The sequence below is a fragment of the Olivibacter domesticus genome (genome assembly GCF_900109575.1).
In the GTDB taxonomy this organism is placed as follows: Bacteria; Bacteroidota; Bacteroidia; order Sphingobacteriales; family Sphingobacteriaceae; genus Olivibacter; species Olivibacter domesticus.
In genome coordinates this window covers 1-26,254 of record NZ_FOAF01000002.1, presented here as the reverse complement: position 1 = coordinate 26,254, position 26,254 = coordinate 1, and the positions used below count along the sequence as shown (strand labels likewise).

22 protein-coding genes, 1 tRNA gene and 2 other RNA genes are annotated in these 26,254 nt (G+C 37.9%); 10 read left to right on the top strand and 15 right to left on the bottom strand.

Features of this window, described 5'->3' with window-relative positions; all coding sequences use genetic code 11:
- Window position 1: 1 nt before the first annotated feature.
- The 4 genes from BMY50_RS10795 to ffs form a co-directional block, all read right to left on the bottom strand.
- Window positions 2-583 carry an NADH-quinone oxidoreductase subunit A gene (locus tag BMY50_RS10795; protein ID WP_093323892.1) on the bottom strand — a complete coding sequence of 194 codons (582 nt, stop codon included), beginning with the start codon at window positions 581-583 and terminating at the stop codon, window positions 2-4.
- 85 nt (window positions 584-668) lie between these two features.
- The gene (locus tag BMY50_RS10790) at window positions 669-1,640 is read right to left on the bottom strand and encodes a YpdA family putative bacillithiol disulfide reductase (RefSeq protein WP_093323889.1); all 972 of its coding nucleotides are present in this window, start codon (window positions 1,638-1,640) and stop codon (window positions 669-671) included.
- 169 nt (window positions 1,641-1,809) lie between these two features.
- Window positions 1,810-2,469, bottom strand: a complete 660-nt coding sequence (gene fsa / locus BMY50_RS10785; protein ID WP_093323886.1) for a fructose-6-phosphate aldolase — start codon at window positions 2,467-2,469, stop codon at window positions 1,810-1,812.
- Between the two features lie 94 nt (window positions 2,470-2,563).
- Window positions 2,564-2,662, bottom strand: an RNA gene (gene ffs / locus BMY50_RS10780) — signal recognition particle sRNA small type.
- Window positions 2,663-2,928: 266 nt separating this feature from the next.
- Here ffs and gltB point away from each other — a divergent pair.
- Together gltB and BMY50_RS10770 are read left to right on the top strand one after the other, a co-directional pair.
- Window positions 2,929-7,428 carry a glutamate synthase large subunit gene (gltB, locus tag BMY50_RS10775; protein ID WP_093323882.1) on the top strand — a complete coding sequence of 1,500 codons (4,500 nt, stop codon included), beginning with the start codon at window positions 2,929-2,931 and terminating at the stop codon, window positions 7,426-7,428.
- Between the two features lie 16 nt (window positions 7,429-7,444).
- Window positions 7,445-8,911, top strand: coding sequence for a glutamate synthase subunit beta (locus BMY50_RS10770; RefSeq protein ID WP_093323878.1), 1,467 nt, complete (start codon window positions 7,445-7,447; stop codon window positions 8,909-8,911).
- A gap of 85 nt (window positions 8,912-8,996) precedes the next feature.
- Here the strand turns inward: BMY50_RS10770 and BMY50_RS10765 are convergent, their stop codons facing one another.
- The 4 genes from BMY50_RS10765 to BMY50_RS10750 form a co-directional block, all read right to left on the bottom strand.
- Window positions 8,997-9,536 (bottom strand): RNA methyltransferase, encoded by a 540-nt coding sequence (locus BMY50_RS10765; protein WP_093323875.1) that lies wholly within the window; start codon window positions 9,534-9,536, stop codon window positions 8,997-8,999.
- 73 nt (window positions 9,537-9,609) lie between these two features.
- Window positions 9,610-9,789 (bottom strand): spore protein, encoded by a 180-nt coding sequence (locus tag BMY50_RS10760; RefSeq protein WP_093323873.1) that lies wholly within the window; start codon window positions 9,787-9,789, stop codon window positions 9,610-9,612.
- A gap of 29 nt (window positions 9,790-9,818) precedes the next feature.
- Window positions 9,819-9,889 (bottom strand) — tRNA-Cys (locus BMY50_RS10755).
- Between the two features lie 63 nt (window positions 9,890-9,952).
- The gene (locus BMY50_RS10750; RefSeq protein WP_093323871.1) at window positions 9,953-10,696 is read right to left on the bottom strand and encodes a TrmH family RNA methyltransferase; all 744 of its coding nucleotides are present in this window, start codon (window positions 10,694-10,696) and stop codon (window positions 9,953-9,955) included.
- Between the two features lie 35 nt (window positions 10,697-10,731).
- Here BMY50_RS10750 and tamL point away from each other — a divergent pair, with 35 nt between their 5' ends.
- Entirely contained in the window at window positions 10,732-13,041 is a 2,310-nt protein-coding gene (gene tamL / locus BMY50_RS10745; RefSeq protein ID WP_238383770.1) for a translocation and assembly module lipoprotein TamL, read from the top strand.
- 144 nt (window positions 13,042-13,185) lie between these two features.
- On the opposite strand, the gene BMY50_RS10740 is transcribed toward tamL, so the two are convergent.
- Complete coding sequence (locus BMY50_RS10740) at window positions 13,186-13,731, bottom strand: hypothetical protein (protein ID WP_093323869.1); 546 nt, start codon at window positions 13,729-13,731, stop codon at window positions 13,186-13,188.
- A 324-nt stretch (window positions 13,732-14,055) separates the two neighbouring features.
- Between BMY50_RS10740 and BMY50_RS10735 the strand changes: the two genes are divergently transcribed.
- From BMY50_RS10735 to BMY50_RS10710, 6 genes are all read left to right on the top strand, one after another.
- Complete coding sequence (locus BMY50_RS10735) at window positions 14,056-16,149, top strand: HEPN domain-containing protein (protein WP_093323867.1); 2,094 nt, start codon at window positions 14,056-14,058, stop codon at window positions 16,147-16,149.
- Window positions 16,150-16,175: 26 nt separating this feature from the next.
- Entirely contained in the window at window positions 16,176-16,958 is a 783-nt protein-coding gene (gene cobA, locus BMY50_RS10730) for a uroporphyrinogen-III C-methyltransferase (RefSeq protein WP_093323864.1), read from the top strand.
- Complete coding sequence (locus BMY50_RS10725; RefSeq protein ID WP_093323862.1) at window positions 16,936-18,450, top strand: TSUP family transporter; 1,515 nt, start codon at window positions 16,936-16,938, stop codon at window positions 18,448-18,450. The genes cobA and BMY50_RS10725 overlap by 23 nt, the downstream gene beginning before the upstream one ends.
- A gap of 50 nt (window positions 18,451-18,500) precedes the next feature.
- Window positions 18,501-19,202 (top strand): phosphoadenylyl-sulfate reductase, encoded by a 702-nt coding sequence (locus BMY50_RS10720; protein WP_093323859.1) that lies wholly within the window; start codon window positions 18,501-18,503, stop codon window positions 19,200-19,202.
- 10 nt (window positions 19,203-19,212) lie between these two features.
- Window positions 19,213-20,118 carry a sulfate adenylyltransferase subunit CysD gene (gene cysD, locus BMY50_RS10715; RefSeq protein ID WP_202907816.1) on the top strand — a complete coding sequence of 302 codons (906 nt, stop codon included), beginning with the start codon at window positions 19,213-19,215 and terminating at the stop codon, window positions 20,116-20,118.
- Between the two features lie 90 nt (window positions 20,119-20,208).
- On the top strand, window positions 20,209-21,462 hold the full coding sequence (locus BMY50_RS10710) for a sulfate adenylyltransferase subunit 1 (protein ID WP_093323857.1): 1,254 nt from the start codon (window positions 20,209-20,211) through the stop codon (window positions 21,460-21,462).
- A 49-nt stretch (window positions 21,463-21,511) separates the two neighbouring features.
- Here BMY50_RS10710 and BMY50_RS10705 read toward each other — a convergent pair whose 3' ends face one another.
- The 4 genes from BMY50_RS10705 to trxA form a co-directional block, all read right to left on the bottom strand.
- Window positions 21,512-22,129: a porin family protein gene (locus BMY50_RS10705; protein ID WP_093323855.1), complete on the bottom strand. Its 618-nt coding sequence runs from the start codon at window positions 22,127-22,129 to the stop codon at window positions 21,512-21,514.
- Between the two features lie 157 nt (window positions 22,130-22,286).
- A complete protein-coding gene (gene dinB / locus BMY50_RS10700; protein ID WP_093323853.1) occupies window positions 22,287-23,351 on the bottom strand; it encodes a DNA polymerase IV in 1,065 nt (354 codons plus the stop codon).
- 16 nt (window positions 23,352-23,367) lie between these two features.
- On the bottom strand, window positions 23,368-23,730 hold the full coding sequence (locus BMY50_RS10695) for a response regulator (RefSeq protein ID WP_093323850.1): 363 nt from the start codon (window positions 23,728-23,730) through the stop codon (window positions 23,368-23,370).
- Window positions 23,731-23,850: 120 nt separating this feature from the next.
- The gene (trxA, locus tag BMY50_RS10690) at window positions 23,851-24,147 is read right to left on the bottom strand and encodes a thioredoxin (RefSeq protein WP_093325684.1); all 297 of its coding nucleotides are present in this window, start codon (window positions 24,145-24,147) and stop codon (window positions 23,851-23,853) included.
- Between the two features lie 231 nt (window positions 24,148-24,378).
- Here trxA and ssrA point away from each other — a divergent pair.
- Window positions 24,379-24,745, top strand: a transfer-messenger RNA (tmRNA) gene (gene ssrA / locus BMY50_RS10685).
- A 110-nt stretch (window positions 24,746-24,855) separates the two neighbouring features.
- On the opposite strand, the gene BMY50_RS10680 is transcribed toward ssrA, so the two are convergent.
- Together BMY50_RS10680 and BMY50_RS10675 are read right to left on the bottom strand one after the other, a co-directional pair.
- Entirely contained in the window at window positions 24,856-25,839 is a 984-nt protein-coding gene (locus BMY50_RS10680) for an ISAon1 family transposase (RefSeq protein ID WP_202907815.1), read from the bottom strand.
- Complete coding sequence (locus tag BMY50_RS10675) at window positions 25,832-26,116, bottom strand: ISAon1 family transposase N-terminal region protein (RefSeq protein WP_238383730.1); 285 nt, start codon at window positions 26,114-26,116, stop codon at window positions 25,832-25,834. Before BMY50_RS10675 ends, BMY50_RS10680 begins: the two co-directional genes overlap by 8 nt.
- Window positions 26,117-26,254 lie beyond the last annotated feature (138 nt).

The window sequence follows — 26,254 nt, the reverse complement described above, 5'->3', positions numbered from 1 at the left end:
CCTAAGGATCCTTTTTTATAAATTTCGGCTTAAAAGCAGGTTTAGCAATTACCTTTGTATCGTTCACTTCCTCATTAAGTGGCTGTGCGAATTGAAAAGATTTTGTTTGATAAAGCTCTTTATTTATACTATCATAAATATGTTGGGGAACTACATTGTTTATGGTTGGTTTAATAGGAGAGGGCTTTATCCATTCCAAATCGCCCTTCCTCCATACGTACACCAATCCTACAATCAATATTCCTATAAAGAGAAACATTTCGATCAGCGTATACCAACCCCAACGTCCATCTGCAGCAATAAATTCTGCCGACCCAAACACCGTTGTCCACGGAAAAATAAACACCATTTCAACATCAAACAGAAGGAACACAAGGGCAATTACATAAAATTTAGAATTAAATTGAACCCAAGCGCTACCAATTGATTCTTCTCCACATTCGTAAGTGCTTTGTTTAGCTGCAGTGGGTTTGCGGGGCGACAGAATTTTACCTAACAAGAGCGTAAAAAGAACCATTAAAGTTCCTATTATTAGGTAAATGAATACCTTTCCGAATTCGGTAATCTGTGAACCATCTTCCATAAGTTCCAAAATTAGTAAAAAAATTATAGATGCGATCAAGTATTGTATTCATTATGAAATAACAGGAGAGGTAATTTCCTTAGGCTTAGCCTTTTTCTTTTGTTAAAATATGTGTAATTATTTGTTTAGCATGGATACGTGAATTTTCAATAAACCAAAGATGTGTATTCATACCCCCACACACGACGCCTGCAAGATAAAGGTTGGGAATGTTTGTTTCCATGGAGGATTTATCATGTTCGGGAATAAGCAGATCGTCCTCTGATAGGTTAATCTTAAGTTGTCTTAGGAAATCAAAATTTGGTTGGTAACCTGTCAATGCAAGAACGAAATCGTTTGGAAGAGTAAGCGGGCCATTGGGTGTAAGTATATGAACCTTATCATTTTCAATTGCAGACAAACAGCTATTGAAATAGGCTGTGATAGACCCTTCTGCTATGCGATTTTCGATATCTGGTTTTACCCAATATTTTACCCTCGGACTAATATGTTCCTTTCTGATAACCATTGTAACATGAGCTCCTTTACGATAGGTTTCGAGTGCAGCATCTACTGACGAATTGCTGCTACCTATAACAACAATATTTTGATTGGCATAATAATGAGGATCATTATAATAATGTTTCACTTTAGGAAGATGTTCCCCCGGAATATTCATTAGATTAGGCTTGTCATAAAAGCCAGTAGCTAAGATAACATGTTTGGAATGATATTTATTTTTTTTTGATTGCACTATAAATATTTCTTCCTCCTTCGTTACGTCGGTGACCTCCTCAAATAAATTAACTTTTAAGCCAAACGACTGTTGGATGCGACGATAATATTCCAGCGCCTCCAATCTTTTAGGTTTAGGATTAATTGAAACAAAAGGAATTTCACCAATTTCTAGTTTCTCAGAAGTAGAGAAAAAGGTCATATGTTGAGGATAATTGAACAACGAATTAACCAAGCAACCTTTCTCAAGAATTATATAATTGAGATTTGCTTTCTTAGCCTCAATCCCACAGGCTAAACCGATAGGACCACCGCCAATAATGACCAGGTCTAATATATCCATAATAAAACATTTGTGAAGATAATCTTAAATGCTGTTTGAAAATCGTTTGCAAGTAATTGTTACTATGTCTAATGGGTTGCTCCATTTATTCCGCTGTATAGCCGTAATTCTTGCAATGGAGAAAAACATGGTCAATAAGTTTATGGTTGCTTATTGACCATGATATCTTTTATTTACCAGCAGCTTTTGCGTGGTCTGCTAAAAACTGAGCCAAACCACTATCAGTAAGCGGGTGTTTAAGCAATGATAAGATAGCCGATAGAGGTCCTGTCATGACATCAGCTCCTATTTTAGCACATTCAATGATATGTATGGAATGACGAACAGATGCCGCTAAAATTTGAGTTTCATAGGCATAATTATCATAAATAAGACGAATATCTTCAATTAAACTCAACCCGTCTGTAGAGATGTCGTCTAGTCTTCCAATAAAAGGAGAAACATATGTTGCTCCAGCCTTAGCCGCTAAAAGTGCCTGCCCTGCAGAGAATACAAGTGTGCAATTCGTTTTAATTCCCTCACCGCTGAAATATTTAATAGCTTTTATGCCATCTTTAATCATTGGAACTTTTACAACAATTTTATCATCCAATTTGGCAAGTTCATGTCCCTCTTTAATGATATTGTCAAAATCTGTACTGATAACCTCAGCGCTCACATCACCGTCTACTATCGCACAGATCGCTTTATAATGGTTGATTACGTTTTCAGCCCCGCTAATGCCTTCTTTAGCCATTAAGCTTGGATTGGTAGTTACGCCGTCTAATACGCCTAAATCTTGAGCCTCCTTAATTTGTTGAAGGTTTGCTGTATCGATAAAAAATTTCATAAAAATTTACTGTTAAAGTTTGGATTACGAATGTCACAAAAGTAACCAATATTTAGAATTTAAAATAGGGAAAACGAAATGATTAGAAATAAAAAATGGGCAAGCCCCTTTTATCGCACCGCTCAACCTCTTACCCTTGCTGTGTTCCCACCCTGGGGGAGTTCAAAGGGAGCTGGTCGTAAAAGACTTACCCACCGCAAAAGTAGAAAAAAAAGTTAAATTACTGTGATCTTTTTTTTAACTTAATGTATTAACTTGGTAATCAGGTTGTTTTTTTTAATTAAGTATGTATTAAATAGCTTGTATTGTTTGTTTGCGATATTGTTAAGTATATAGTGTTATTGTAGGTATTTCGTCAAATTTTTATTTAAAAAAATAGCAAATATTTAATATTGTCGAATAATAATGTTAATTTAGCAATCTATTTAAACTAAGCAATAACAAAATACAGTTGAAGATATGGAAGAACAGGGGTTGTATCGTTCTGAGTTTGAGCATGATGCGTGCGGAGTAGGCTTTGTGGCTCATCTAAAAGGATTGAAAAGTCACCGTCAGGTTCAAGACGCCTTGACGATGTTGGAGAACATGGAACATCGCGGTGCATGCGGATGTGACGAAGAAAGCGGAGACGGTGCCGGTATCATGATCCAGTTACCACATGAGTTTTTGTGGGAAGAATGTAGTAAACTAGATATTCGATTGGGCGAGCCAGGGTATTATGGTGTTGGTATGACTTTTTTGCCGAAAGAACCACTTTTAAATACACAGTGCGTTGACCTGATAAAAAGTGCGGCATCTCAATTAGGTCTAAACTTTCTAGGGATAAGAGAAGTTCCTGTTACACCTGAGGGAGTAGGGGTAACCGCTTTAAGTGCCGAGCCATCTATTATACAATTTTTTGTTGGACGTCCTAAAGATGTTCGAAATACAGATGACTTTGATCGTAAGTTATTTGTACTTCGAAGGCTGATTGTTAAGAAGATCAAAGAAGAATTACCGGAAGTCAAAGAACAATTTTATGTGCCATCATTATCGAGTAAAACAATTATTTACAAAGGACAACTTACTACCTATCAAGTTCGTTCTTATTATAATGATTTATCTGATGAACGGGTTGTTTCTGCTTTTGGCTTAGTACATTCACGCTTTTCAACTAATACTTTTCCTTCGTGGAAATTGGCACAACCTTTCCGTATTGTATCACATAATGGTGAAATTAATACGCTGACAGGTAACCTCAATCGCTTTTATGCTGGTCTTAGATCCATTTCTTCACCTTATTTCTCCGATGAAGAACTGGAGATTTTATTGCCGGTAGTAGATCCTGGATTATCAGACTCAGCTTCTTTAGATAATGTGGTGGAATTGCTGTTGCACAGCGGACGTTCTTTACCCCATGTTATGCTCATGTTAGTACCGGAAGCTTGGGACGGTAATAATGCAATGGATCCTCTAAGAAAAGCATTTTATGAATACCATGCTACCATTATGGAACCATGGGATGGACCTGCCGCTCTTTGTTTTACAAATGGATCCACCATTGGAGCAATGTTAGACCGTAACGGTTTAAGGCCACTACGATTCGCTGTCACAAATGACGACAGGGTGGTGGTGGCGTCTGAAGCAGGTGCTCTGCCCATAGAAGAAAGTACGATTATTAAAAAAGGTCGTCAACAACCTGGGAAAATATTTCTGGTTGACATGGAAAAAGGCGAAATATTGAGCGATGCTGATATCAAATTTGAGTTGGCAAGTAAACAGCCTTATGGAGACTGGCTTGATAAATACAAAATTAATATAAATGATTTAGCGGAACCAAGGGTTACTTTTACCTATCTTTCTAAAGAATCCGTATTTAGATATCAACAAATTTTTGGTTATTCTAGAGAGGATGTAGAAGGAATATTAGTTCCCATGGCAGTTGATGGCAAAGAGCCTATTGGCTCAATGGGAACCGATGTACCTCTTGCAGTATTGTCTGAACATCCTCAACACTTGAGTAGTTATTTTAAACAATACTTTGCTCAGGTTACCAATCCTCCCATCGATCCTATCAGAGAAAGGCTGGTAATGAGTTTGTCTACGTTTATCGGCAACTCCGGTAATATCTTAGATGAAGATAAAATGCATTGTCATTGCGTAGCGCTTGAACACCCTATTGTTACCAGCAGGGATTTAGAGAAATTGCGTAGTATAGATACTGGTATTTTTCAGGCTAAAACGCTTCAAACATATTTTAAGGCTGATGGTAAAGAAGGGGCTTTGGAAGAGGGCTTGGCTCGCTTATGCCGTTATGCTGAAGATGCCGTGCGTGATGGATTTGAAGTTTTAATACTTTCTGATAGAGCAATAGATTCACAACACGCTGCAATACCATCGTTATTGGCCGTATCTGCTGTGCATCACCATCTAATAAAAACTGGATATAGGGGTGCGGTAGGATTAGTGGCGGAAGCAGGTGATGTTTGGGAAGTTCACCACTTCGCATGTTTATTAGCTTTTGGCGCAACGGCTATTAATCCATATATGGCTTTAGCTTCTATTAGAACGCTTAAAGAAAGTGGTGTGATAGATACGCCTTTAATATGGCCTGACTTATCAAAAAATTATGTGAAAGCAGTTTGTAATGGTTTACTAAAGATCTTCTCAAAGATGGGTATTTCTACATTACAATCTTATCAGGGCGCGCAGATTTTTGAAGTGCTAGGGATTAGCAGAGAAGTTGTTGACAAATACTTCTGTGGAGCTGTTTCGCGTATTGGTGGCTTAAATTTAGATGATATAGCTAAAGAGGTTTTAAGTAAACACAATAGGGGCTTTCACAATGATAAAAAAGTAAGCTTACTGCCAGAAGGAGGTATTTACCAATGGAGAAGGAGAGGAGAAGCTCACCTCTTTAATCCTACAACTGTTCACTTATTGCAACAATCATGTAGAACAGGTAATTATGAGATATATAAACAATATGCCTCTCATATAAACAATCAAAAGGAGCGGATGTATACGTTAAGAGGATTGTTTGATTTTGCAAAACACCGGACGCCAATAGCGCTGGACGAAGTAGAGCCTGCAGAGAATATTATGAAGCGCTTCGCCACTGGAGCAATGTCATTTGGATCTATCTCGCATGAAGCGCATAGTACATTAGCAATTGCAATGAACCGTATAGGAGGTAAAAGCAATACTGGAGAAGGTGGAGAAGATGAGATCAGGTATCAAACTTTACCGAATGGCGATTCAATGCGTTCAGCGATCAAACAAATTGCATCAGCTAGATTCGGTGTAACATCTCACTACCTTTCTCAGGCTGATGAATTACAAATCAAAATGGCGCAAGGAGCGAAACCTGGTGAAGGAGGGCAATTACCTGGAGATAAAGTGGATGAATGGATTGCAAAAGTAAGACATGCTACCCCTGGTGTTGGTTTGATTTCTCCTCCGCCACATCATGACATTTATTCGATTGAAGACCTAAAACAATTAATTTTTGATTTAAAGAATGCTAATCGTGCAGCACGCATCAATGTAAAATTAGTTTCGAAGGCTGGAGTTGGTACGATCGCTGCAGGTGTAGCAAAGGCACATGCCGATGTAATTCTAATTGCAGGTTATGATGGCGGTACTGGTGCTTCACCTATCAGTTCAATTAAACATGCTGGCTTGCCATGGGAACTTGGTTTAGCAGAAGCACAACAAACATTGGTTAAAAATCAACTGCGTAGTCGCGTTGTTCTACAAACGGATGGTCAGTTGAAAACAGGTAGAGATTTAGCAATCGCAACATTATTGGGTGCAGAAGAGTGGGGCGTAGCTACAGCCGCTCTTGTAGCAGGTGGGTGTATTATGATGCGTAAATGCCACTTAAATACTTGTCCTGTTGGTGTTGCTACACAAGATCCAGAATTGCGTAAATTATTTACAGGTAAACCGGAAGATATTGTTCACTTGTTTAAATTTTTGGCCGAGGAGTTAAGGGAAATAATGGCCAGTTTAGGTTTCAGGACCATTAATGAAATGGTAGGTAAGGCACAGTTCCTTAAAGTCCGCGAAGATTTAAATCACTGGAAAGTTAATAAATTAGATCTATCAGGAATACTTTATGCCCCTCAAAACTATGTAGGGAAAAGCCTTTATCAAACAGAATCACAAGATCATGGCATGGATATGATTCTTGATTGGGGGATGCTCAAGCAAGCCGATAAGGCGCTTGAAAGTAAAACGCCTGTATTTGGTACCTTTAACGTTAAGAACACCGACCGTACAATAGGGACATTATTATCTAATGAAGTTTCTAAAATTTATGGCTCAGAGGGATTACCTGATAATACTATTAACTTTAAGTTTATCGGCTCGGCTGGGCAGAGCTTCGGTGCTTTTGCCGCTAAAGGACTTTCTTTTGAATTGGAAGGAGAAGCCAACGATTATGTCGGAAAGGGTTTGTCTGGAGCACAATTAGCTATTTATCCAGTTGATAACAGCCAATTGATACCCCATGAAAATATTATCATAGGCAACGTTGCTCTATATGGTGCTACATCTGGGCACTTATTTGTATGTGGACAAGCAGGAGAGCGATTTGCCGTTCGTAACTCGGGGGCCACTACCGTAGTGGAAGGTGTAGGCGATCATGGTTGTGAATACATGACAGGAGGGAGAGCTTTAATCTTAGGAGAAACCGGTAGAAACTTTGCTGCTGGAATGAGTGGTGGTATTGCATGGGTTTATGATATCAATGGTACTTTTAGAGACCGCTGTAATTTAGAAATGGTTGATTTAGATCCATTAGAAGCTGACGATGAGACACAGATTATTAATTTGCTTAAACGGCATATAAATTTGACTAACAGTAAATTGGCTTCAAACATATTAAGTAATTGGAAAAATGATCGCGGCTTGTTTGTGAAGGTATTCCCTAAAGAGTACAAGAAGGTTTTGCAGACAAAATTAGTTGAGGCTTAAAAATATAGATTGAGAAATGGGAAAAGTAACAGGGTTCAAAGAGTTTGAAAGACAACTTCCATCTAAAGATGCTCCGCAGGATCGTCTTAAAAATTATAAAGAATTCGTACACAGTTTTAGTGAAGAAGAGTTGAACACACAGGCCGCGCGATGTATGAATTGTGGTATTCCTTTTTGTCATTCGGGTTGCCCGCTTGGAAACGTTATACCTGAATTCAATGATGCGGTATATGACGGAAAATGGGAAGATGCCTTTGAAATATTATCATCAACAAATAACTTTCCAGAGTTTACGGGGCGCATCTGCCCTGCTCCATGTGAGTCTGCTTGCGTGCTAGGTATCAACCGTTCTCCTGTAGCTATTGAAGAAATTGAAAAACATATAGCTGAAATAGCCTATCAGAAAGGTTTTGCCAAAGCTAAACCTGTATCCGTAAAAACGGGTAAGACAGTTGCAGTTATTGGGTCCGGTCCGGCAGGATTAGCTGCTGCTGCGCAATTAAGCAAGGCAGGCCACGAAGTTACCGTATATGAACGTGATGATAAACCGGGTGGTCTCTTGAGATATGGTATTCCTGATTTTAAATTGGAAAAATGGGTGATTGATAGACGTGTGGACATTATGAAACAAGAGGGTGTGGTATTTAAGTGCAACGCTGAAGTTGGCGGAAATGTACCAACTGCTGAACTTAAATCGTATGACGCTATTGTTTTGGCTGGTGGATCTACCATTCCAAGAAATTTGAACATCCCCGGTCGTGAATTAAAAGGCGTTCATTTTGCTATGGAGTTTCTAAAGCAGCAGAACAAAAGGGTTGGTGAATCTGATTTTCAGGAAGCGGATCTACTTGCTACAGGGAAAAATGTATTAGTTATTGGTGGAGGAGATACCGGTTCAGATTGTGTAGGTACTTCAAATAGACATGGAGCTACTACCATTACACAGTTTGAATTAATGCCGCAACCGCCCGCATCTAGAAGTGCGGCAATGCCATGGCCAACTTATCCTATGGTGCTAAAAACAACAACCTCGCATGAAGAAGGATGTCAACGTTTTTGGAGCATCAATACAAAATCTTTTATAGGTGATGAACAGGGTAACCTGAAAGGGGCACTTGTTGTTGATTTAGCTTGGGAAACTGATGCGATGGGACGTCCGGTTAAATTTGCGGAAGTTCCAGGTTCCGAACGTGAAATTCCCTGCGAACTGGCTTTACTAGCAATGGGATTTTTACACCCTCAGCATGAAGGTCTGTTGAAACAGTTGGGTGTAGGATTAGATGCGCGAGGCAATGTAAATGCCTCTGAAAGCAGCTATCAAACCTCTGTAAACAATGTCTTTGTTGCCGGTGATATGAGACGTGGCCAATCATTAGTGGTTTGGGCCATTTCAGAAGGTAGGGAATGTGCACGAAAAGTAGATGAATATTTGATGGGGAAATCAGTGCTTGAAAGCAAGGATGCTATAGCAGAATATGCGTAAGCCTACTGTATTGCCGAATAGTTTTTATAGACTTTTAAAATAGTTTAGTTAATTTTTAATTGTTAAAGCGGCTACCAGCTTATGGTTAGCCGCTTTTTAATTTTAGTTTGTAAAAAAAATCCCACAGTACAATACCTGCAGAAATAACAATGTTAAAAGAATGTTTGGTGCCAAACTGAGGTATTTCAATACAGGCATCTATCATTTGCATAGCTTCTTCAGAAACACCATTTACCTCATTGCCAAAAACAAGTGCATACTTTTCTTTAGGTAACGGATTAAATTGATGAAGCATCGTGCTCCCCTCTGCCTGCTCAACAGCAAGGATTTTTTTACCTTCGGCCTTTAAATGATTAATCGCTTCTTTAATATCATGCACATAAACCCACTCAATGGATTGCGTGGCACCTAACGCTGTCTTTTCTATGTCCCGGTGTGGTGGGGTACCAGTTATACCACATAAAACAATGCGCTCTACAGCAAAACCGTCTGAGGTACGAAAAATGGATCCAACATTATGCAAACTTCTCACACTATCAAGTACCACGGTGACAGGTAACTTCTCTTGCTGTTTAAACTCTTCTACGCTTATGCGTGAAAGTTCATTCATCGCTAATTTTCGCATATAGGTTAAAATGTATAAATAAAAAAAGACCTGAAATTTCCAGGTCTTTAACAATATATCTTATTATGGATAATTATTTTTTATCTGTAGTCAGCTTTGCTAAAACAGCATCATTTTTTGCTACTTGACTGTGTTTTGGCTCTTTTGATTTGCTGCCAACTTCAATATTACGGCCTAGTTTCAAAAACTGAACCTCAAGACGTGATACTGTTTTATTTCTTCTATCTTTTCTTTTTAAGCGTGTAACTCCCATTGCTTTTATACTTTAATAATTCTTTAATGAGGTCGGAAGCGGATTCGAACCGCTGTAGGAGCTTTTGCAGAGCTCAGCCTAGCCACTCGGCCATCCGACCCTTTCCTTATTTTAGGCATGCAAAAATAGTAAAATAATATTGCTTTACTAATTTTTTTCTATTTTATCTTTTTTTTCTTATTTCAGAGCAGAAAATAGCAGCAGATACAGCCACATTGAGCGATTCTGCATTTCCAAAGCGAGGAATGGTTACTGTTGTCATTGCAGCGTTTAAAAGATTTTTACTTACCCCATTCCCCTCATTTCCTAACAATATTAGCCCTTCATTTCCAAAAGTAGTTTCATAAATTGATTTTCCATCTAATAATGCTACGAAAACAGGGATTGAATTGTCCTGAAAGACGAGTTGTAAATCTGTGTAAACGATGGACATCCGCGCCAATGATCCCATAGTTGCCTGAACAACTTTGGGATTAAATGCCTCAACAGTGTCTTCCGAACAAATGATTTTATTTATTCCAAACCAGTCAGCTGTACGGATTATAGTTCCTAAGTTGCCGGGATCTTGTATATTATCCAGTACCAGCGTAAAACTATTTTTTAATTCTTTTGTATCCAAGCGTTTATTATCAGGTGCTTTTACCAATGCTAATATACCTTGAGGTGTTTTTAAGGTGGTAATTGCCGTGAGATCTCTCTCACTAATGATATTAAGTTTTATTTTTTTAGGAAAATTACCGATTTTTGGTTCTACTTTTGATGTGCAGAAAATGCTATGTACAGTATAATCTGAATGAAGAAATTCCGTTATAGATTTAATGCCTTCAACAATAAAGAGGCCATGTTCTTTTCTGAACTTTTTTTGGTGTAAGGATTTTATAAATTGAAGCTGAGACTTTGAGAGCATCACGACTAGTTAATTTTTTTTTATTTGCAATTATAGTGCTTTTGTCGCTATTTATTACATCATGTAGGTCAACAAGATTATTAAATGATGATCAGGCACTCGTTACGAAAGTAAAATTAAACGGAATAAACAAGCAATTTAAAGATGAGGCTTCAGCATATATACAACGAGAAATTCAGCCAAACTCTTCCATAAACCTATTTATTTACAATTTTGCTAATAGCAAAAAAGGTAAATACAGAACCGATAAAATAAGAAATGTAGGTGAGGCTCCCAGTATTTTAGATAGCTCATTGGTAGAGATATCAAGAAATCAAATTCAAAAATTTTTAGCTGCAAAGGGCTACTTTAATGCGCAGGTTACAAGTGCCATATCCGTAAGAAAGAAAAAAGCGCGTATTGTTTTTAATGCGAAACAGGGTGAGCCATTTAATGTCAGAAATATCGACAGTGAAATTGCAGATTCGGAAGTCGAACGAATCTATCAAGAATATGCATCACAGCATACTTCACTAAAAACAGGGATGAGATTTGATGCGGATACCTTGGCAAAGGAACGTGAATCTATATATAATTTGATGCGCAGGCGTGGTTATTACGACTATGTCAGACAGTACGTGCGATTTGAGGTGGATACTAATACCAATCAAGGCCAAGCCAACCTAAGGCTATTTATCGATAATCCGGAAGGAAAGAGTGCCCATACAGTTTTTAAAATTGATAGTAGTTTTGTGACTATTAAAAATAGTGAGGAGGGGTTTGGTGATAGCTCGGCAGTAAAAACAATTTTACCAGGTGCTTTAGTTGTGCAAGATTACTCAAAGAAATTTAAACCCAAACCCTTGGCACGTTATATATATCCAAAAAAAGGGGATGCATTTGATGCTGAACGGGAAAACTTAACTTATGATCGTTTATATGAATTAAACAGCTTTAGGGCTATTCGAACTACCTATAAAAAGAGAGATTCTACTTCTCTTACTGTTAATTATGAACTGGTACCATCAAAAAGAATGGCAAATAGAGTGGAAGGCGAATATGTGTTTTCTTCTGGACGCAGTGGTTTTAATTTAGGCAATACCTATACAAATAGAAATCTATTTGGAGGTTCTGAACAATTAGAAGTTAAAGCGCGTTACGGTATGCTTTTCGATTCACAATTAGGAGGACCTCTCTGGAACAGGGTTTGGAACCGTGACTTTCAGTTTGGAGCTAATTTATCTATCCCTCGATTGATCGTTCCATTTAAAATCCCCTTAATGGGCAAGAATGGAATGCCGCATACCGTATTTTCTACTAATTGGCAGATTTTTGATCAATTAAATACCTACAGCAATAGGTATGTGATAAATTCTATTTCATATAACTGGTATGATACCAAATATAAATTACATAGCGTAACGCCCTTATCCTTAGAATATAGACTGGGAAGGTTAGATGAAGACTTTAAAAACACTTTAGAGGATCAGGGATACGATTTATATGTTAAAAGTAACGACAGGGCTTATTTTGGAATTGGAAGCCAATATGCCTATACCTTTAATACGTTACGACTTAATACCTATGATAATTTCCTCTTTTTTAGAGGAACACTGGATCTAAGCGGAAATACGTTAAATTTACTTAGCAAAATTATTCCTTTTAAGAAGAATGATTTAGGACAAAATACTATTCTGAATGTCCCTTATTTACAATATGTAAAAGCAGAGGTTGATTTTAGGATATATCGTTATTTAGGAGGCGAGCGTCAATTCATTGCTCGAATTAATTCGGGAATTGGTGTGCCCTTTGGAAATAATTCAGAGTTCTTAATATTTGAAAAACAGTTTTTTGGTGGTGGAATGAATGATCTAAGGGCTTGGCAAGCTAGAACACTCGGTCCTGGAAATTATAATAGAGCCATTTTATCTGATGAATTAAGATTACGACTACGGAATTTGGATCAATTGGGAGAAATTAAGATTGTTGGTAATGTTGAATATCGATTTAAAGTGTTGAACAGATTTTTTGGAGCTAAACTAAAAGGAGCCACGTTTGCGGATTTCGGAAATGTATGGCGATTGAGAGAGGCTGTAGAAAACCCAGGAGGGGAGTTTAAATTTGACAAATTTATGGGGCAGATAGCAATTGGCGCAGGCGCAGGGTTACGTTTTGACCTTCAGTACTTTGTGTTTCGATTTGATGCTGGCTTGAAAATAAAAGATCCTCAGTTTACCGGTGATAAACAATGGGTGATAACTGAATTGTTTAATAGTAAAGCATTTAAGGAAGAATATAGCCTTACAAATGCTCCTGATCCTTATAACTTTATTCAGTACAATTTTGGAATAGGAATGCCTTTTTAGTTACTGGTTGTTCGTTATTCGTTACTGGTTGTTCGTTATTGGTGGTTAGGTATTTGTTATCAGTTTGTTCGCGGCGATTTTTAAATTAAACTAACTTGTTAAGCTCTTCTTTACCCCGTAGCATATGGTTTTAATCGCTTATTCTTAAAAAATATCTTTTATGCCATGCAGAACTGTTTCAAATATTCCATCAAAGCTTAAGCCCTTATTATAGTTGAAATAAGCGAGGGCCGCCAATGCCAGAACTGCAAAAAAGATAAGCCGTTTGTATATCGATGCTATGAGGATGATTATAATTGGAATAATGAGAAGTACAATCCAGTTAATTTTGAAGGGTTTTAATCCGTCATCATTTTTATAGACATAATATAGTTTGCTATGTGTGCCTTGTTCATTTTCATGTTTGAGAAATACAAAGGAAGACCTTTCTATTTCAAGCGGTGAAATAGCAACACCTTCCCGAAAGGAAAGAGGTTGCCTAAAACCATTGATTATAAATGAAAAAGTACCGTTAATATTATCGGTAGGTTTTTCGGTAGAGTCGCAGGCAATTATTGCAAGTTTACCATTTTTGATCAGATTTTCTTTTACAATAAAATTGTTGAGAGCGTACTTTTTTGACGCAAAAGTAATAGAAAACGAACCTAAAAAGTATATAGAGATGGCGACTATGTATAAAAGGAATTTCATATCCAAACCTAATAAAAATCCCGAAGGTATCAAGTTTTTAAAATCATTGCTGTATTATACGGTGAGAAAATTTGTGATTAAAAACAACATGATGTTCTTACAATGTAAAAAAAAGAAAAAAAATAGCTATATTTAATGCTACTAATACTATATACTTTATATATTTGCCTAATTTAAAGATTATTCGATTTATTGTTTGTTTCTTTAAATTTTATGAAATTTATATTAAATTGAAAAATTCTTTTTGATTTTGATAATTTTGGCCTGACTGCAATAGAGGAATTCTTTAGATCCGGTAGAGGCTAGTAAAATGACTAATAGAAGATGCAAAGTTTTAGAACGGAATTAGAAAATACAGTGGTAGAGCAAGATATAATTGATCTTGAAAAGAAAATCCACGCATTTCGTGAAGGTACGATACATGAAGAAAAGTTCAGAAGCCTTCGTTTAGCTAGGGGTATTTACGGCCAAAGGCAACCGGGTGTGCAGATGATTCGCATCAAATTACCCTTCGGAAAAGTGAATTTTAAACAATTTCTCCGTATCGCAGATATTGCCGACGAATATGGTAGCGGCAATCTTCATTTAACAACTAGGCAAGATATCCAAATACATTTTGTTAGTTTAGATCGGACACCGGAGCTTTGGGCTAAATTAGAACAAGATGATGTAACGATACGTGAAGCCTGTGGTAATACAGTTAGAAACGTAACGGCTTCTCCAACAGCCGGTATAGATCCGGATGAACCCTTTGATGTGTCACCTTATGCGTATGCTGCTTTTGAGTATTTCTTAAGAAATCCTATCTGCCAGGAAATGGGTCGAAAATTCAAGATCGCGTTCTCCTCAAGCGAGAAAGATACTGCGTATAGCTATGTTCATGACGTCGGCTTGATACCAAAGATAAATTCTGCTGGTCAAAGAGGTTTTAAGGTAGTGATTGGTGGAGGACTCGGAGCGCAGCCTATGCTGGCTTATCCTATTTATGAATTTTTGGAAGAAGATCAGTTAATTCCGTTTATTGAAGCTGTAATTCGTGTATTTGATAGATATGGTGAGCGTAATAACCGCAACAAGGCCAGGCTGAAGTATCTCATTCAAAAATTAGGACTTGAAGAAGTTTTAAGGCTGATTGAAGAAGAGAAGATAACCACGAAAACAAAAATATATCCTATCAATAAGGATAGTTTAGCGCTACCTCATCTTCCATCAAGTTCTGTTAAGGAAGAAATTGACACGGCCAATTTATTACACTATGAGCAATGGCTAGCTACAAACGTATTCGAACAGAAGCAGAAAGGTCAGTTCGGCGTTTTTATCAAAGTGTTAATTGGAGATATAAAAACAGATGTTGCCCGCAAATTTATCGAGTTAATACGTCCTTTAGTGTCTGACGAAATACGTATTACACAGAATCAAGGGCTTCTTTTAAAGTTTGTTCCTGAAGAGAACCTTCCTGCATTGTACAATGCCTTAGATAAAATAGGCTTTACTAAACGGGGTTTCGATAGCTTGGCTGACGTAACTACTTGTCCTGGTACAGATACCTGCAATCTGGGAATATCGAATAGCATGACTTTGGCTTCTGTGTTAGAAGATGTTATTTATCAAGAATATCCTGATTTTATATTCAATAAGGATCTAAAGATTAAAATCAGTGGTTGCATGAATTCCTGTGGCCAGCACGGTTTAGCAGAGATTGGTTTTCATGGAAGCTCACTGAAAGCGGCTGGCAAAGTAGTACCAGCGGTTCAGGTGATGCTTGGTGGAGGAACAGTAGGCGATGGAGTAGGAAGAGTTGCAGAGAGAGTAATTAAAACACCGTCTAAAAGAGCTACAGATGTGTTAAGAGCGCTATTAAACGATTTTAAAACAAATGGCAGTCAAGATGAAAATTTTCATCATTATTATGACAGGCAGGGAAAAGATTACTTCTATCAGTTGTTGAAACCTTTAGCGGACCTTAGCACACTAAAAGAAGACGAGTTTGTTGATTGGGGTCATGAAGAAACTTTTAAAACAGCAATTGGAGTAGGAGAGTGTGCTGGTGTTGTAATTGATTTAGTTGCAACATTAGTATTTGAAGCAGAAGAAAAGCTGAATTGGGCAACACAAGCCTTGGAAAGAGAAGCATGGGCAGACGCAATTTACCATACCTATAGTGTATTCATTAGTAGTGCAAAGGCTATGCTATTAGATAAAGGTATAAATAGCAGTACGCAGATAGGTACAATAAAGGACTTTGATACTAATTATATTGAAAGTGGAGATTTTGCCTTAGACGGAACATTTGCAGATTTAGTTTTAAAAATTAACAAGCAGGAACCATCAGCTTTATTTGCGCAGGAATATTTTAATAGTGCTGCCGAATTTTTAAAACGAATTAAAATTAGAAGAGAAGCTTTGTTACAATCCTAAGCGATAGATATTACAATCATAATTTAATGAAAGCTAACAAAAACTATATAGAGCCAAAGATAACGTTATTAGGGGCGGGGCCAGGTGATCCGGACTTGCTGACTTTAAAGGGCTATAAAGCCCTGCAAAATGCAAACGTAGTGTTGTATGATGCCTTGGTGGGAGATAAAATCCTTGAATTTGTGAATCCTTCTGCCACTAAAGTGTATGTTGGCAAACGTTCCGGTGACCATTCTTATTCCCAAGAAGTTGTGAACCGATTAATGATAGATTATGCCATCAACTTTGGCCATGTCGTTCGATTAAAGGGCGGAGACTCGTTTGTATTCGGTAGAGGATATGAAGAACTTGAATTTGCAACTAAGCACCAGATTCCTGTGACGGTAATTCCAGGCATCTCCAGTTCTATAGGAGTTCCTGGACTGCAGCATATCCCCGTTACACATAGAGGAGTAAGTGAGAGTTTTTGGGTTGTTACCGGTACAACTGCCTCTGGTGAGGTTTCAGGTGATATTTATAGCGCTGCACAATCCAACGCCACAATTGTGGTTTTAATGGGATTAAAAAAACTCGCTGAAATTGTAGAGATATTCAAAAATGCCGGCAAGTCAACATTACCTGTAGCTATTGTTCAAAGTGGTTCAACAGAACAAGAAAAACTAGTATTGGGAAATGTCGACAACATTATACAAAGGTCAAGAGAAGAGATGGTAGGGGCACCAGCATTGTTAGTGTTTGGTGAAGTTGTTTCCTTACACCCATCATATAAATCTGTTGTTGAAAACTATGTCCCAATTATTAGAGAATGAGGTTAATTTAGTCCCGTCAAATAAGGTGGGGAATGGGAATCAGTTGTTTCCCGTTTTTATTAAATTAAATGAGCTTACTACGCTACTTATCGGTGGCGGGAAGGTGGGTTTAGAAAAATTAAATGCAATTCTCAATAATAGCCAAGACGCTAAAATCAAAGTTGTAGCAAAAAATATCTGCGATGAAATAGCCGTTTTGTGTAAAAAGTTCCCTCAAATAGAACTTTTACAGAAGCCTTTTGAACCAGAAGATATGGAAGGCATGCAATTAGTAATAGCTGCAACAAATGATAATTTGTTAAATGAATTAATCAGAAAGGCAGCACATGAAAGAAATTTGCTTGTTAATATAGCCGATAAACCAGAATTGTGCGACTTTTATCTTGGATCGATTGTGCAAAAAGGAGATCTGAAAATTGCTATCTCTACCAATGGCAAATCACCAACAATTGCTAAAAGATTTAAAGAAGTTTTAGCCGAAAGCATACCGAATGAGCTTGATCAAACGCTTCAGCAAATGAGCCTTTTGCGAGACAAGTTGCAAGGTGATTTTACAGAAAAAGTAAGAAAATTGAATGCGGTGACTGCGTCGTTGGTGACAGCTCCAGAGAATAACAAGGTTAAAGTAAATTTTAAATGGTTAATCTGGCTGGCTATCATATTTTCGATAACAATAGGTGTATTGGTGTTTTGGCATAAAGAGCCGGATTTCCAGTCTTTTCTTGTAGAAATTAATCCAGTATTTTACTATTTCTTAATAGCAGGATTTATTTTTGCAATGGTTGATGGAGCAATAGGTATGTCTTACGGCGTTACTTCCTCATCCTTTTCTTTAGCTATGGGCATTCCCCCAGCACCTGCAAGTATGGGAATACATTTATCGGAAGTTTTAAGTAATGGTATCGCAGGCTGGATGCACTTTAAAATGGGCAATGTAAATTGGAAGCTTTTTAAGCTACTTCTTATCCCAGGTGTTTTGGGTGCGATAATAGGAGCTTATCTTCTTTCCTCGTTAGAACATTATAGTGCCTACACGAAACCTGTGGTTGCCGTTTATACTGGAATATTGGGTGTGGTAATTTTACTTAAAGCGTTAAACATTCAAAAAAAATCTAAAAAGAAGAAGATTGAAAAAATAGGTCTTTTGGGTTTTTTTGGTGGGTTTATTGACGCTGCATTTGGGGGCGGTTGGGGCTCTATTGTATTGTCAAATTTAATTGCAGGGGGGAGGCATCCACTATTTTCATTGGGGACAGTAAAAATCACTAGATTTTTTATTGCAATCCTAAGCTCATTGACCTTTCTTTCAATGCTGGGCGGTGCCCACTGGGAAGCTGTTTTGGGATTGATATTAGGAAGTGCTTTAGCCGCTCCGATCGCTGCAAAAGTTTCTAATAGAATATCCGCCAAAACTATTATGGTATTGGTAGGGATTATTGTACTTATTGTAAGCATTAGAAATGTAGCAATGTTTGTTATTAAGCTTACATAGCGATCAATATCCCGTATAGAAATATTAACATAAACGAACAAGATTAAGAAATGGATTTAGCGACGTTGAAAGAAGATTTAATAGGTAAGGGGATCGTCGAATCGTTACGCTTTTTAGCTCAAAAATTTGACGGTAAGATTGTTTTTTCCACCAGCTTTGGATGGGAAGATCAAGCATTGACTCACATAATATTCAGTAATAATATCCCAATAAAAGTTTTTACACTCGAAACAGGGAGATTATTTCCAGAAACTTACTATGTTTGGAATAGAACGCTCGAAAACTATGGAAAACCGATTCACGCATACTATCCTAACAACGTGTTGTTAGAAGAGATGGTTGAAAAAAAAGGACCCAGTAGTTTTTATGAATCGGTGGAGAATAGAAAAGAATGTTGCTACATTCGTAAAATAGAACCGCTAAATAGAGCGTTGAGCGGTAATGAATGTTGGATTACGGGCATTAGAGCAGAACAATCGTTAAATAGGCAAGATATGGAAAATCTTGAATGGGATGAAGGACATCATATTGTCAAATATCATCCTATCTTTGATTGGACATTGGATCAAGTTAAAGCATTTATAAAAGAAAACCATATAGTATATAACACTTTACATGATAAAGGCTTCCCTAGTATTGGTTGTGCCCCATGTACCAGAGCGGTTCGAGAAGGTGAAGACTTTCGGGCTGGACGTTGGTGGTGGGAAGATCAATCAAAGAAAGAGTGCGGTTTACACGCGGTAAAGTCTTAATATTAAAAAAATGAACAAAAATAATTTGGACTATTTAGATCAGCTAGAAGCAGAGGCCATCCATATATTAAGAGAGGTTGCTGGTCAATTTGAAAAACCTGCATTATTGTTTTCTGGTGGCAAGGATTCAATTACCTTGGTACGTTTAGCGGAAAAAGCATTTCGGCCAGGTAAATTCCCCTTTCCTCTTGTCCACATTGATACAGGACATAATTTCGATGAAACAATTAGCTACCGTGATGAGATGATAGACCGCATTGGCGAGAAACTGATTGTTGGATATGTTCAGGAATCGATTGATGGAGGTAAGGTAATTGAACAAAAAGGCAAGAACGCAAGTCGCAATACACTGCAAACCGTTACTTTGCTCGATACAATTTCCAAATATGGTTTTGATGCATGTATTGGCGGAGCGCGTAGAGATGAAGAAAAGGCACGGGCTAAAGAACGTATTTTTTCAGTGCGTGATGAGTTTGGACAATGGGATCCCAAGAGACAGCGACCTGAACTATGGAACATTTATAATGGTAAAATACATAAAGGAGAGAATGTTCGTGTTTTTCCGATAAGTAACTGGACGGAACTCGATGTTTGGAATTATATAAAACGGGAGAATATCACATTACCGTCTATTTATTTTGCTCACGAGCGTGACTGTATTACTCGCAATGGTCAGTTAATGGCTGCTTCTCCTTTTTTAAACATGGATGAAGAAGATGTTGTTTTTCGTAAGAAAGTTCGATTTCGTACTGTTGGCGACATGACTTGTACTGCTGCGGTAGAATCAGATGCTGTTTTGCTAGACGACATTATTTCAGAAATAAGTTTGTCAAAGATCAGTGAGCGTGGTGCAAGAATGGATGATAAGGTTTCTGAAGCTGCTATGGAAGATCGTAAAAAGGGCGGTTATTTTTAGTTTAGCCGATAAGCATGAATAATAAAATGAAGGTAATTGCCATTTTTGGAAATTGCTGGAATAACCTAATTTTTAATACATAATAAGGGAATGAACATATTAAAATTTTTTACGGCGGGTAGTGTAGATGATGGGAAGAGCACATTGATTGGCAGAATGCTTTACGATACAGATTCCATTTTAGCCGATCAGTTGGAAGCATTGCAGAATTCTAATCGTAAAAATGATGACGGAACAGTCGACTTAGCCATACTTACTGACGGATTGAGGGCAGAAAGGGAGCAGGGAATTACCATTGATGTAGCTTATAAGTACTTTCAAACAGCAAAACGAAAATTTATTATTGCAGACACACCTGGGCACATTCAATATACCCGGAATATGGTTACGGGCGCTTCTACCGCAGATCTAGCAATTATCTTGATTGATGCCCGTAACGGGGTTGTAGAGCAAACAATAAGACACTCTTATTTAGCTTCTTTGTTAGGAATCAAACATCTCATTGTATGCATCAATAAAATGGATATGGTGGATTATAGTGAAACCGTATTTAATGCAATTATTCAAAAATATAAGGCTTTAGCTCATCAATTAAATTTAGATGAAATTACTTATATCCCCGTAAGCGCCTTAAAAGGCGATAATGTTGTTCAGAAATCAGAGCGCATGTTTTGGTATCAAGGCGAAAGCTTACTGACTTATTTAGAAAGTGTAGAGATTTCCGCAGAAACAAGTGTTGCTTATGCAAGATTTCCTGTTCAGTGGGTAATACGCCCACAAACGGACGATTTACATGATTACAGAGGCTATGCAGGTAAGGTAGCAAGTGGAACATTTAGATTGAATGATGAAGTGACGGTACTTCCTTCCGGTCAAAAAACTACTATTACCAAAATTGAACAGTTCGATAAACATCCAGCTGAGGCCATTGCAGGACAATCTGTTACGATCCATTTAAAGGACAATATTGATATCAGTAGGGGAGATGTTGTCGTAAACAGTTCAAATTTACCTTATGAGTGCCAAGTAATTGAAGCAGATTTATGCTGGATGGATGCACGTCCGTTGGATTTATCTATTACCTATCTCCTGCAACATAATAGTAAATTAACTCGCTGTAAAATACAAGAGATTGTATATAATGTCGATATAAATACATTGGAAAAACATAGTGTTCATGATTTTAAACTAAATGATATAGGCCGGGTAAGATTGAAAACAGCTGAAACTTTACCTTTTGATTTATATGATGATAATAGGGCTAACGGTGCCGGGATCTTAATTGATAGTAGAACGAACTTAACCGTTGGAGCACTTATGTTCCGTATGGCATTAGATTATTAATAAAAAAAGGGTGCCTAATTGCACCCTTTTCCAACATGGTTTAAGGATATTATATTCTAAATCCTAATCCTACAGTCCAAAGTCGTTGTTTAATATCTCCGTTATTTCCGTCAGGTGCAAGATTACTTAGTCCAAGACCATAACCTCCATGGATCATTAAACCGCTATTAAACTCAAATCCACCAATAAAATTCAGACCGAAATCAGTACCTTTCAAGCTACCATCCTTACCAAAATCAAAATCTTCTTCAGCGGATGCCCAGTCTGACTCGTATTTATTCTTACCGGAAATACCGAAAGCTACATACGGTCCAGCACCTATGAAAAATTTTCCTGCATCAGCCGCTGGAAATTTGGCGACAAAGTTTACTGGAACTTCAATCCACATAGTGTTTTGTTTAACAGTTCCTGCTGAGCTCTGAGACAATTTTGCCCCTTTGCCCTGCAAAGATACTCCCGGTTGTACATAAAACCTATCAGTGGCAATAGGAGCATCCAGAAACGCGGTGATGTGGAAATTGGTTGTTGAACCTGTACTTAGATCACCTTCCGAAAGACTGTATTTTGGAAAGTTAACACCTGCTTTTAAACCAAAACCCATCTCTTGTTGGGCAAAAACCCCTGTTGCAAATAGTAAAGCTGTAATCGATAATAATACTTTTTTCATGATTTTAATTTTCGTTAATTAATTGTCTGACAAATTGCAATAGATAAGCCAAAACCATAACTTTCTTATTGTCAGTATGTTTCGGGTTGATTCAGGAGGCTAATAAGTGTACTCATTTTAAGACACTATGAGGGAAAATGTGAACAAATGATGTTCTTTAGAACAAAGATAATTGATATAAGTTGTTTTTATATGGATTGAAATTGGATATAGTAACACCCAGCAATCTAATCCCTTTACCGTCAATAGGAGCTTGTTTTAAGAGATCTATTGCAAACTGTTCAATTTCCTCTAATTGAATTGGCGCGACATGCGTATAATTTCGGGTAATCTGCTTAAAGTCTGAAAACTTAATTTTCAATGTGACAGTATGCCCCTTTACTTGCTTTGATGCAAGCCGTCTCTGCACTTTTGAAACAATTATATTGAGCTCGTGAAGCATGAGTGAAACATCATAGAGGTCCTCCTTAAATGTGTCTTCAGCCCCAATAGATTTTAATTCTCTATAAGGTTCTACAGGTCTGTTGTCTATTCCTCTAACAATGTCATAGTAAAAATTACCAACCTTACCGAAATATTGAATAAGCTGTTGTCTTGATAACCTTTTTAAATCCGCACCATTAAAGATGTTTAACCCTTTCATCTTGCTAGCCGTTACCTTGCCTACGCCATGGAATTTTTCAATAGCTAAATGTTCAATAAAAGACTCAATTTTAGAAGGACCAATAAAGGTTAAACCATCCGGTTTATTTATGTCGGAAGCAATTTTTGCAACAAATTTATTTGTGGATATCCCAGCAGATGCGGTTAAATTAAGTTCTGAATGAATGCTTTTTTTTATTTCCATTGCAATATCTATCGCAGAACCTATCGCTAATTTATCCTGCGTAACGTCTAAATAGGCTTCATCCAGCGATAGCGGTTCAATTAGATCGGTATACCTGCTAAAAATAGATCTGATAGCATTAGAAACTTGTTTATAAATCTCAAATCGAGGTCTCACAAAGATAATTTCCGGACATAGTTCAAGGGCCCTTCTGGAAGACATGGCGGAATGTATTCCAAATGCCCGCGCTTCATAACTTGCAGCGGCAACTACTCCTCTTTGATCGGGCAGACCACCCACTACAATAGGTCTATTTCTATATTGTGGATTATCCCGCTGTTCAATTGATGCATAAAAGGCATCCATGTCGACATGAATAATCTTTCGGAAGGTCATTTCACCCCCATATTAATTATTTGTTTAACAACGATAAAGCCAGACTTTCCAATTCATCCAGGTCGAATGGCTTTTTTAAATAGCTATCTGCACCAGCTTCTTCAGCTAAAGCAGGTAAATTGCTGTTTGCCGAAAATAAAATGACAGGTATTTCCTTTAAGTGCTGGGATTCCTTTAACGTTTGAGTGGCTTTGATGCCTCCTAAACCAGGAATCCAGTTATCAATCAAAATAATATCCGGACCAGCCTGTTCTACCTGATCAATAATATCTTTACTATGAGGTGATGATATTACGTCAAAGCCGAGATTTTCGAAAACTACCGAACAGAAATAGAGGATGTCTTCGTCATCATCCAGAATAAGTATTTTATTACGCATATTTTTTGTTGATTGCTTTATCTCTACCTGTTAAGTACTTTTGCAAAAATACTTTTTTAATTAGAGGAAAAATAGGTTTTTTTTCAGCTGTGTTAATTTTTGTTTAGGAAAGATTGGTCATCATAAATGTGTTGTAATTATCTGTTCCAATACGTTCTTTTGTACTACACCGCTTTGCCTCCATTTAATTTCTCCATTTTTAAAAAGAATTAATGTGGGAACCCCTTGGATATGATAGCTCGCTGCAGCCTGCGGATTCTTATCGACGTCAACCTTAATAATGGTTGTTTTCGTTCCAATAGAGGATTTGACTTCATTCAATATCGGTGCCATTATTTTACAGGGGCCGCACCACTCCGCATAGAAATCGACTAACACAGGCTTATCACCTTTTATTAATTCAGCAAATGTTGACATATGCATCTTAGTTTAAAAAACTAACTAATATAATAATAAATAACAAAACAGAGAAGTTAAGGTTTCAAAAAACATTTGTTCTGCCAAATTATTCAGCAAGCAAAAATTTAAAACCGTAACTCAAATAGGTTAAGGAATATTCATTGTTAAACTGCGGTATATACAAGACCGTTGGAAAATTGTCTTGCTAAAAAGAGTAATATTATGTACTTTTGTAAGCTTTTTATAATTGGGGTCGACCGGAATTGACAGGATGGAGACGGTTATGTAAGCATGCAGTGCGTTGTTAGTCTAGCACTTTAATCTGAACTTTCAACTTTATAAATGGCGAAAATAACTACGCCTTAGCTGCCTAATTTAGAATTAGAATAGCTTTTGTTCCGTTGTGGTCTGCTTTGTAACGCAACATCAGGAGCATCGATTTACGAAGCTAGTTGATTTAGAGGCATGATAAATCAGCGAAATTCAGTGCCTACGGAAACTAGTATAGGTAAGCGTCCGACCTTCTACTTCCCGACAATCAAACGGAAGCTAAGCATGTAGAAAGCATATACAGTACCATGTTTGGACGAGGGTTCGAATCCCTCCGACTCCACCAAGCTAAAAGAAGCCCGGCATTAGCCGGGTTTTGTTGTTTTAAGACTTTGCGAAGTTTTACTTCAACAAAGGTGGGAAACAAGGATCATACCGAATTCTTGGGGGGATACTTTAAGCATACAATTTCATTACCCGATATAGGAAGAATTTAGTATCTCTGACACCTCGGAATACGCTTCTGAAAGCTTTCAATTTAGCATTGAAAGATTCGGCAGAGGCATTGGTACTCTTGTTATCAAAGTAATGCAGGATATTGGGATGATGTGCCGCAATAGATCTGGCCACGCTTTGGAAAGATGCTATTCCGGAATTTTCCACCTGATTGTGCCATAGGCCGAGTTTGGTAAAAGCGCCCTCTTTACTCTTGCATTTATTGAAGATATCTCCCAATGCTATCCCCAGATCATATGCCTTTTTAAGTAGGGGAAAGCGTAAGAAAAGCAGCTCTGCACGATGTTTCTGGCTTTCTGTCCATCTTGTAGGATGCCTGAACAGCAGATGTCTCGACCTGGCCAGGAGCTGTTTGAGCGTATCCCCGTTGGGTAGCAGCTCAGGATCGTAGGGAACACCCTCCTTACGTGCCTTTGCGATCTTCCTGCTTTCATCATCCAACACTTCCCAACGGTATCTGATGCGCAATTCCTGAACGGCATCATAAGCAAGTTTCTGTACATGAAACCTGTCTATCACCCGTCTGGCGTTCCTGAAACATCGACGGATTGCCTTTGCCATATTGGGAGCCATATCCATAGTAACCTCCCTGACCCTGTTCCTCATTCTCAAAGGGATACGTTCCAGGGCATGGATGATATCTTCCGCCTTTGTTCCCCTAATGGTCGCCAGCACGGTTCCTTTTCTTCCTTTGGCGGCTTTGCTGCTTACAATGGTATAGAGTTCGCCATTGCTGAAACTGGTCTCATCGATACTCAGCTTTTCTGATATATTCCCCGGGAACACGGTCCAGTGTTCAGCATGGGGTTTCTGGTCCCAGTCATGAAAGTCGCTAAGATGGTTCTTATATTGTTCCTGAAGCTGTTTGCCATCCAACTGGAAGAAAAGCCCTAAAAGATGGGCACTGATGGGATAGTTATCCAAATATCCCCTTTAAAAAAAGCCCGAATTCCGTAGTCATTCGAGCGCCCTGGCGAACCAGGTTCCAGTCTCTGGTAATGATTTTCCCGCTTTCCAGAACCAGCCAGCGTCTTCGTCTAATATGAAGGGTAACTTTCTGACCGCGAATAGGAAAGTCTTTGATCTCCGAAGGTGGCATAAAGCCTTTTGATTCCAATTGGACACTTTCATATCCAGATGGGGCGATATTCTTTTCATCAAGGTGGATCTGGAGCCCTTTGTCCTTCTGGACTACTTCCATGATATCGAAATAATCTAATAGCCCCTCGGGCATTAATAAAGTCAAAAGTTTACGTTCGGCGTCTTGCAAGGTATATATTCTTTAATAACGCTAAACTAAGAATTATTTAAATTTCCCCCCAAGAATTCCACTTGATCC

What these genes read in the sequence shown, in the direction of transcription:
- BMY50_RS10795 (WP_093323892.1), bottom strand. Translation starts at nt 583, where the DNA reads ATGGAAGATGGTTCACAGATTACCGAATTCGGAAAGGTATTCATTTAC.
- BMY50_RS10790 (WP_093323889.1), bottom strand. Translation starts at nt 1,640, where the DNA reads ATGGATATATTAGACCTGGTCATTATTGGCGGTGGTCCTATCGGTTTA.
- fsa (WP_093323886.1), bottom strand. Translation starts at nt 2,469, where the DNA reads ATGAAATTTTTTATCGATACAGCAAACCTTCAACAAATTAAGGAGGCT.
- gltB (WP_093323882.1), top strand. Translation starts at nt 2,929, where the DNA reads ATGGAAGAACAGGGGTTGTATCGTTCTGAGTTTGAGCATGATGCGTGC.
- BMY50_RS10770 (WP_093323878.1), top strand. Translation starts at nt 7,445, where the DNA reads ATGGGAAAAGTAACAGGGTTCAAAGAGTTTGAAAGACAACTTCCATCT.
- BMY50_RS10765 (WP_093323875.1), bottom strand. Translation starts at nt 9,536, where the DNA reads ATGCGAAAATTAGCGATGAATGAACTTTCACGCATAAGCGTAGAAGAG.
- BMY50_RS10760 (WP_093323873.1), bottom strand. Translation starts at nt 9,789, where the DNA reads ATGGGAGTTACACGCTTAAAAAGAAAAGATAGAAGAAATAAAACAGTA.
- BMY50_RS10750 (WP_093323871.1), bottom strand. Translation starts at nt 10,696, where the DNA reads ATGCTCTCAAAGTCTCAGCTTCAATTTATAAAATCCTTACACCAAAAA.
- BMY50_RS10740 (WP_093323869.1), bottom strand. Translation starts at nt 13,731, where the DNA reads ATGAAATTCCTTTTATACATAGTCGCCATCTCTATATACTTTTTAGGT.
- BMY50_RS10735 (WP_093323867.1), top strand. Translation starts at nt 14,056, where the DNA reads ATGCAAAGTTTTAGAACGGAATTAGAAAATACAGTGGTAGAGCAAGAT.
- cobA (WP_093323864.1), top strand. Translation starts at nt 16,176, where the DNA reads ATGAAAGCTAACAAAAACTATATAGAGCCAAAGATAACGTTATTAGGG.
- BMY50_RS10725 (WP_093323862.1), top strand. Translation starts at nt 16,936, where the DNA reads ATGTCCCAATTATTAGAGAATGAGGTTAATTTAGTCCCGTCAAATAAG.
- BMY50_RS10720 (WP_093323859.1), top strand. Translation starts at nt 18,501, where the DNA reads ATGGATTTAGCGACGTTGAAAGAAGATTTAATAGGTAAGGGGATCGTC.
- cysD (WP_202907816.1), top strand. Translation starts at nt 19,213, where the DNA reads ATGAACAAAAATAATTTGGACTATTTAGATCAGCTAGAAGCAGAGGCC.
- BMY50_RS10710 (WP_093323857.1), top strand. Translation starts at nt 20,209, where the DNA reads ATGAACATATTAAAATTTTTTACGGCGGGTAGTGTAGATGATGGGAAG.
- BMY50_RS10705 (WP_093323855.1), bottom strand. Translation starts at nt 22,129, where the DNA reads ATGAAAAAAGTATTATTATCGATTACAGCTTTACTATTTGCAACAGGG.
- dinB (WP_093323853.1), bottom strand. Translation starts at nt 23,351, where the DNA reads ATGACCTTCCGAAAGATTATTCATGTCGACATGGATGCCTTTTATGCA.
- BMY50_RS10695 (WP_093323850.1), bottom strand. Translation starts at nt 23,730, where the DNA reads ATGCGTAATAAAATACTTATTCTGGATGATGACGAAGACATCCTCTAT.
- trxA (WP_093325684.1), bottom strand. Translation starts at nt 24,147, where the DNA reads ATGTCAACATTTGCTGAATTAATAAAAGGTGATAAGCCTGTGTTAGTC.
- BMY50_RS10675 (WP_238383730.1), bottom strand. Translation starts at nt 26,116, where the DNA reads ATGGAAGTAGTCCAGAAGGACAAAGGGCTCCAGATCCACCTTGATGAA.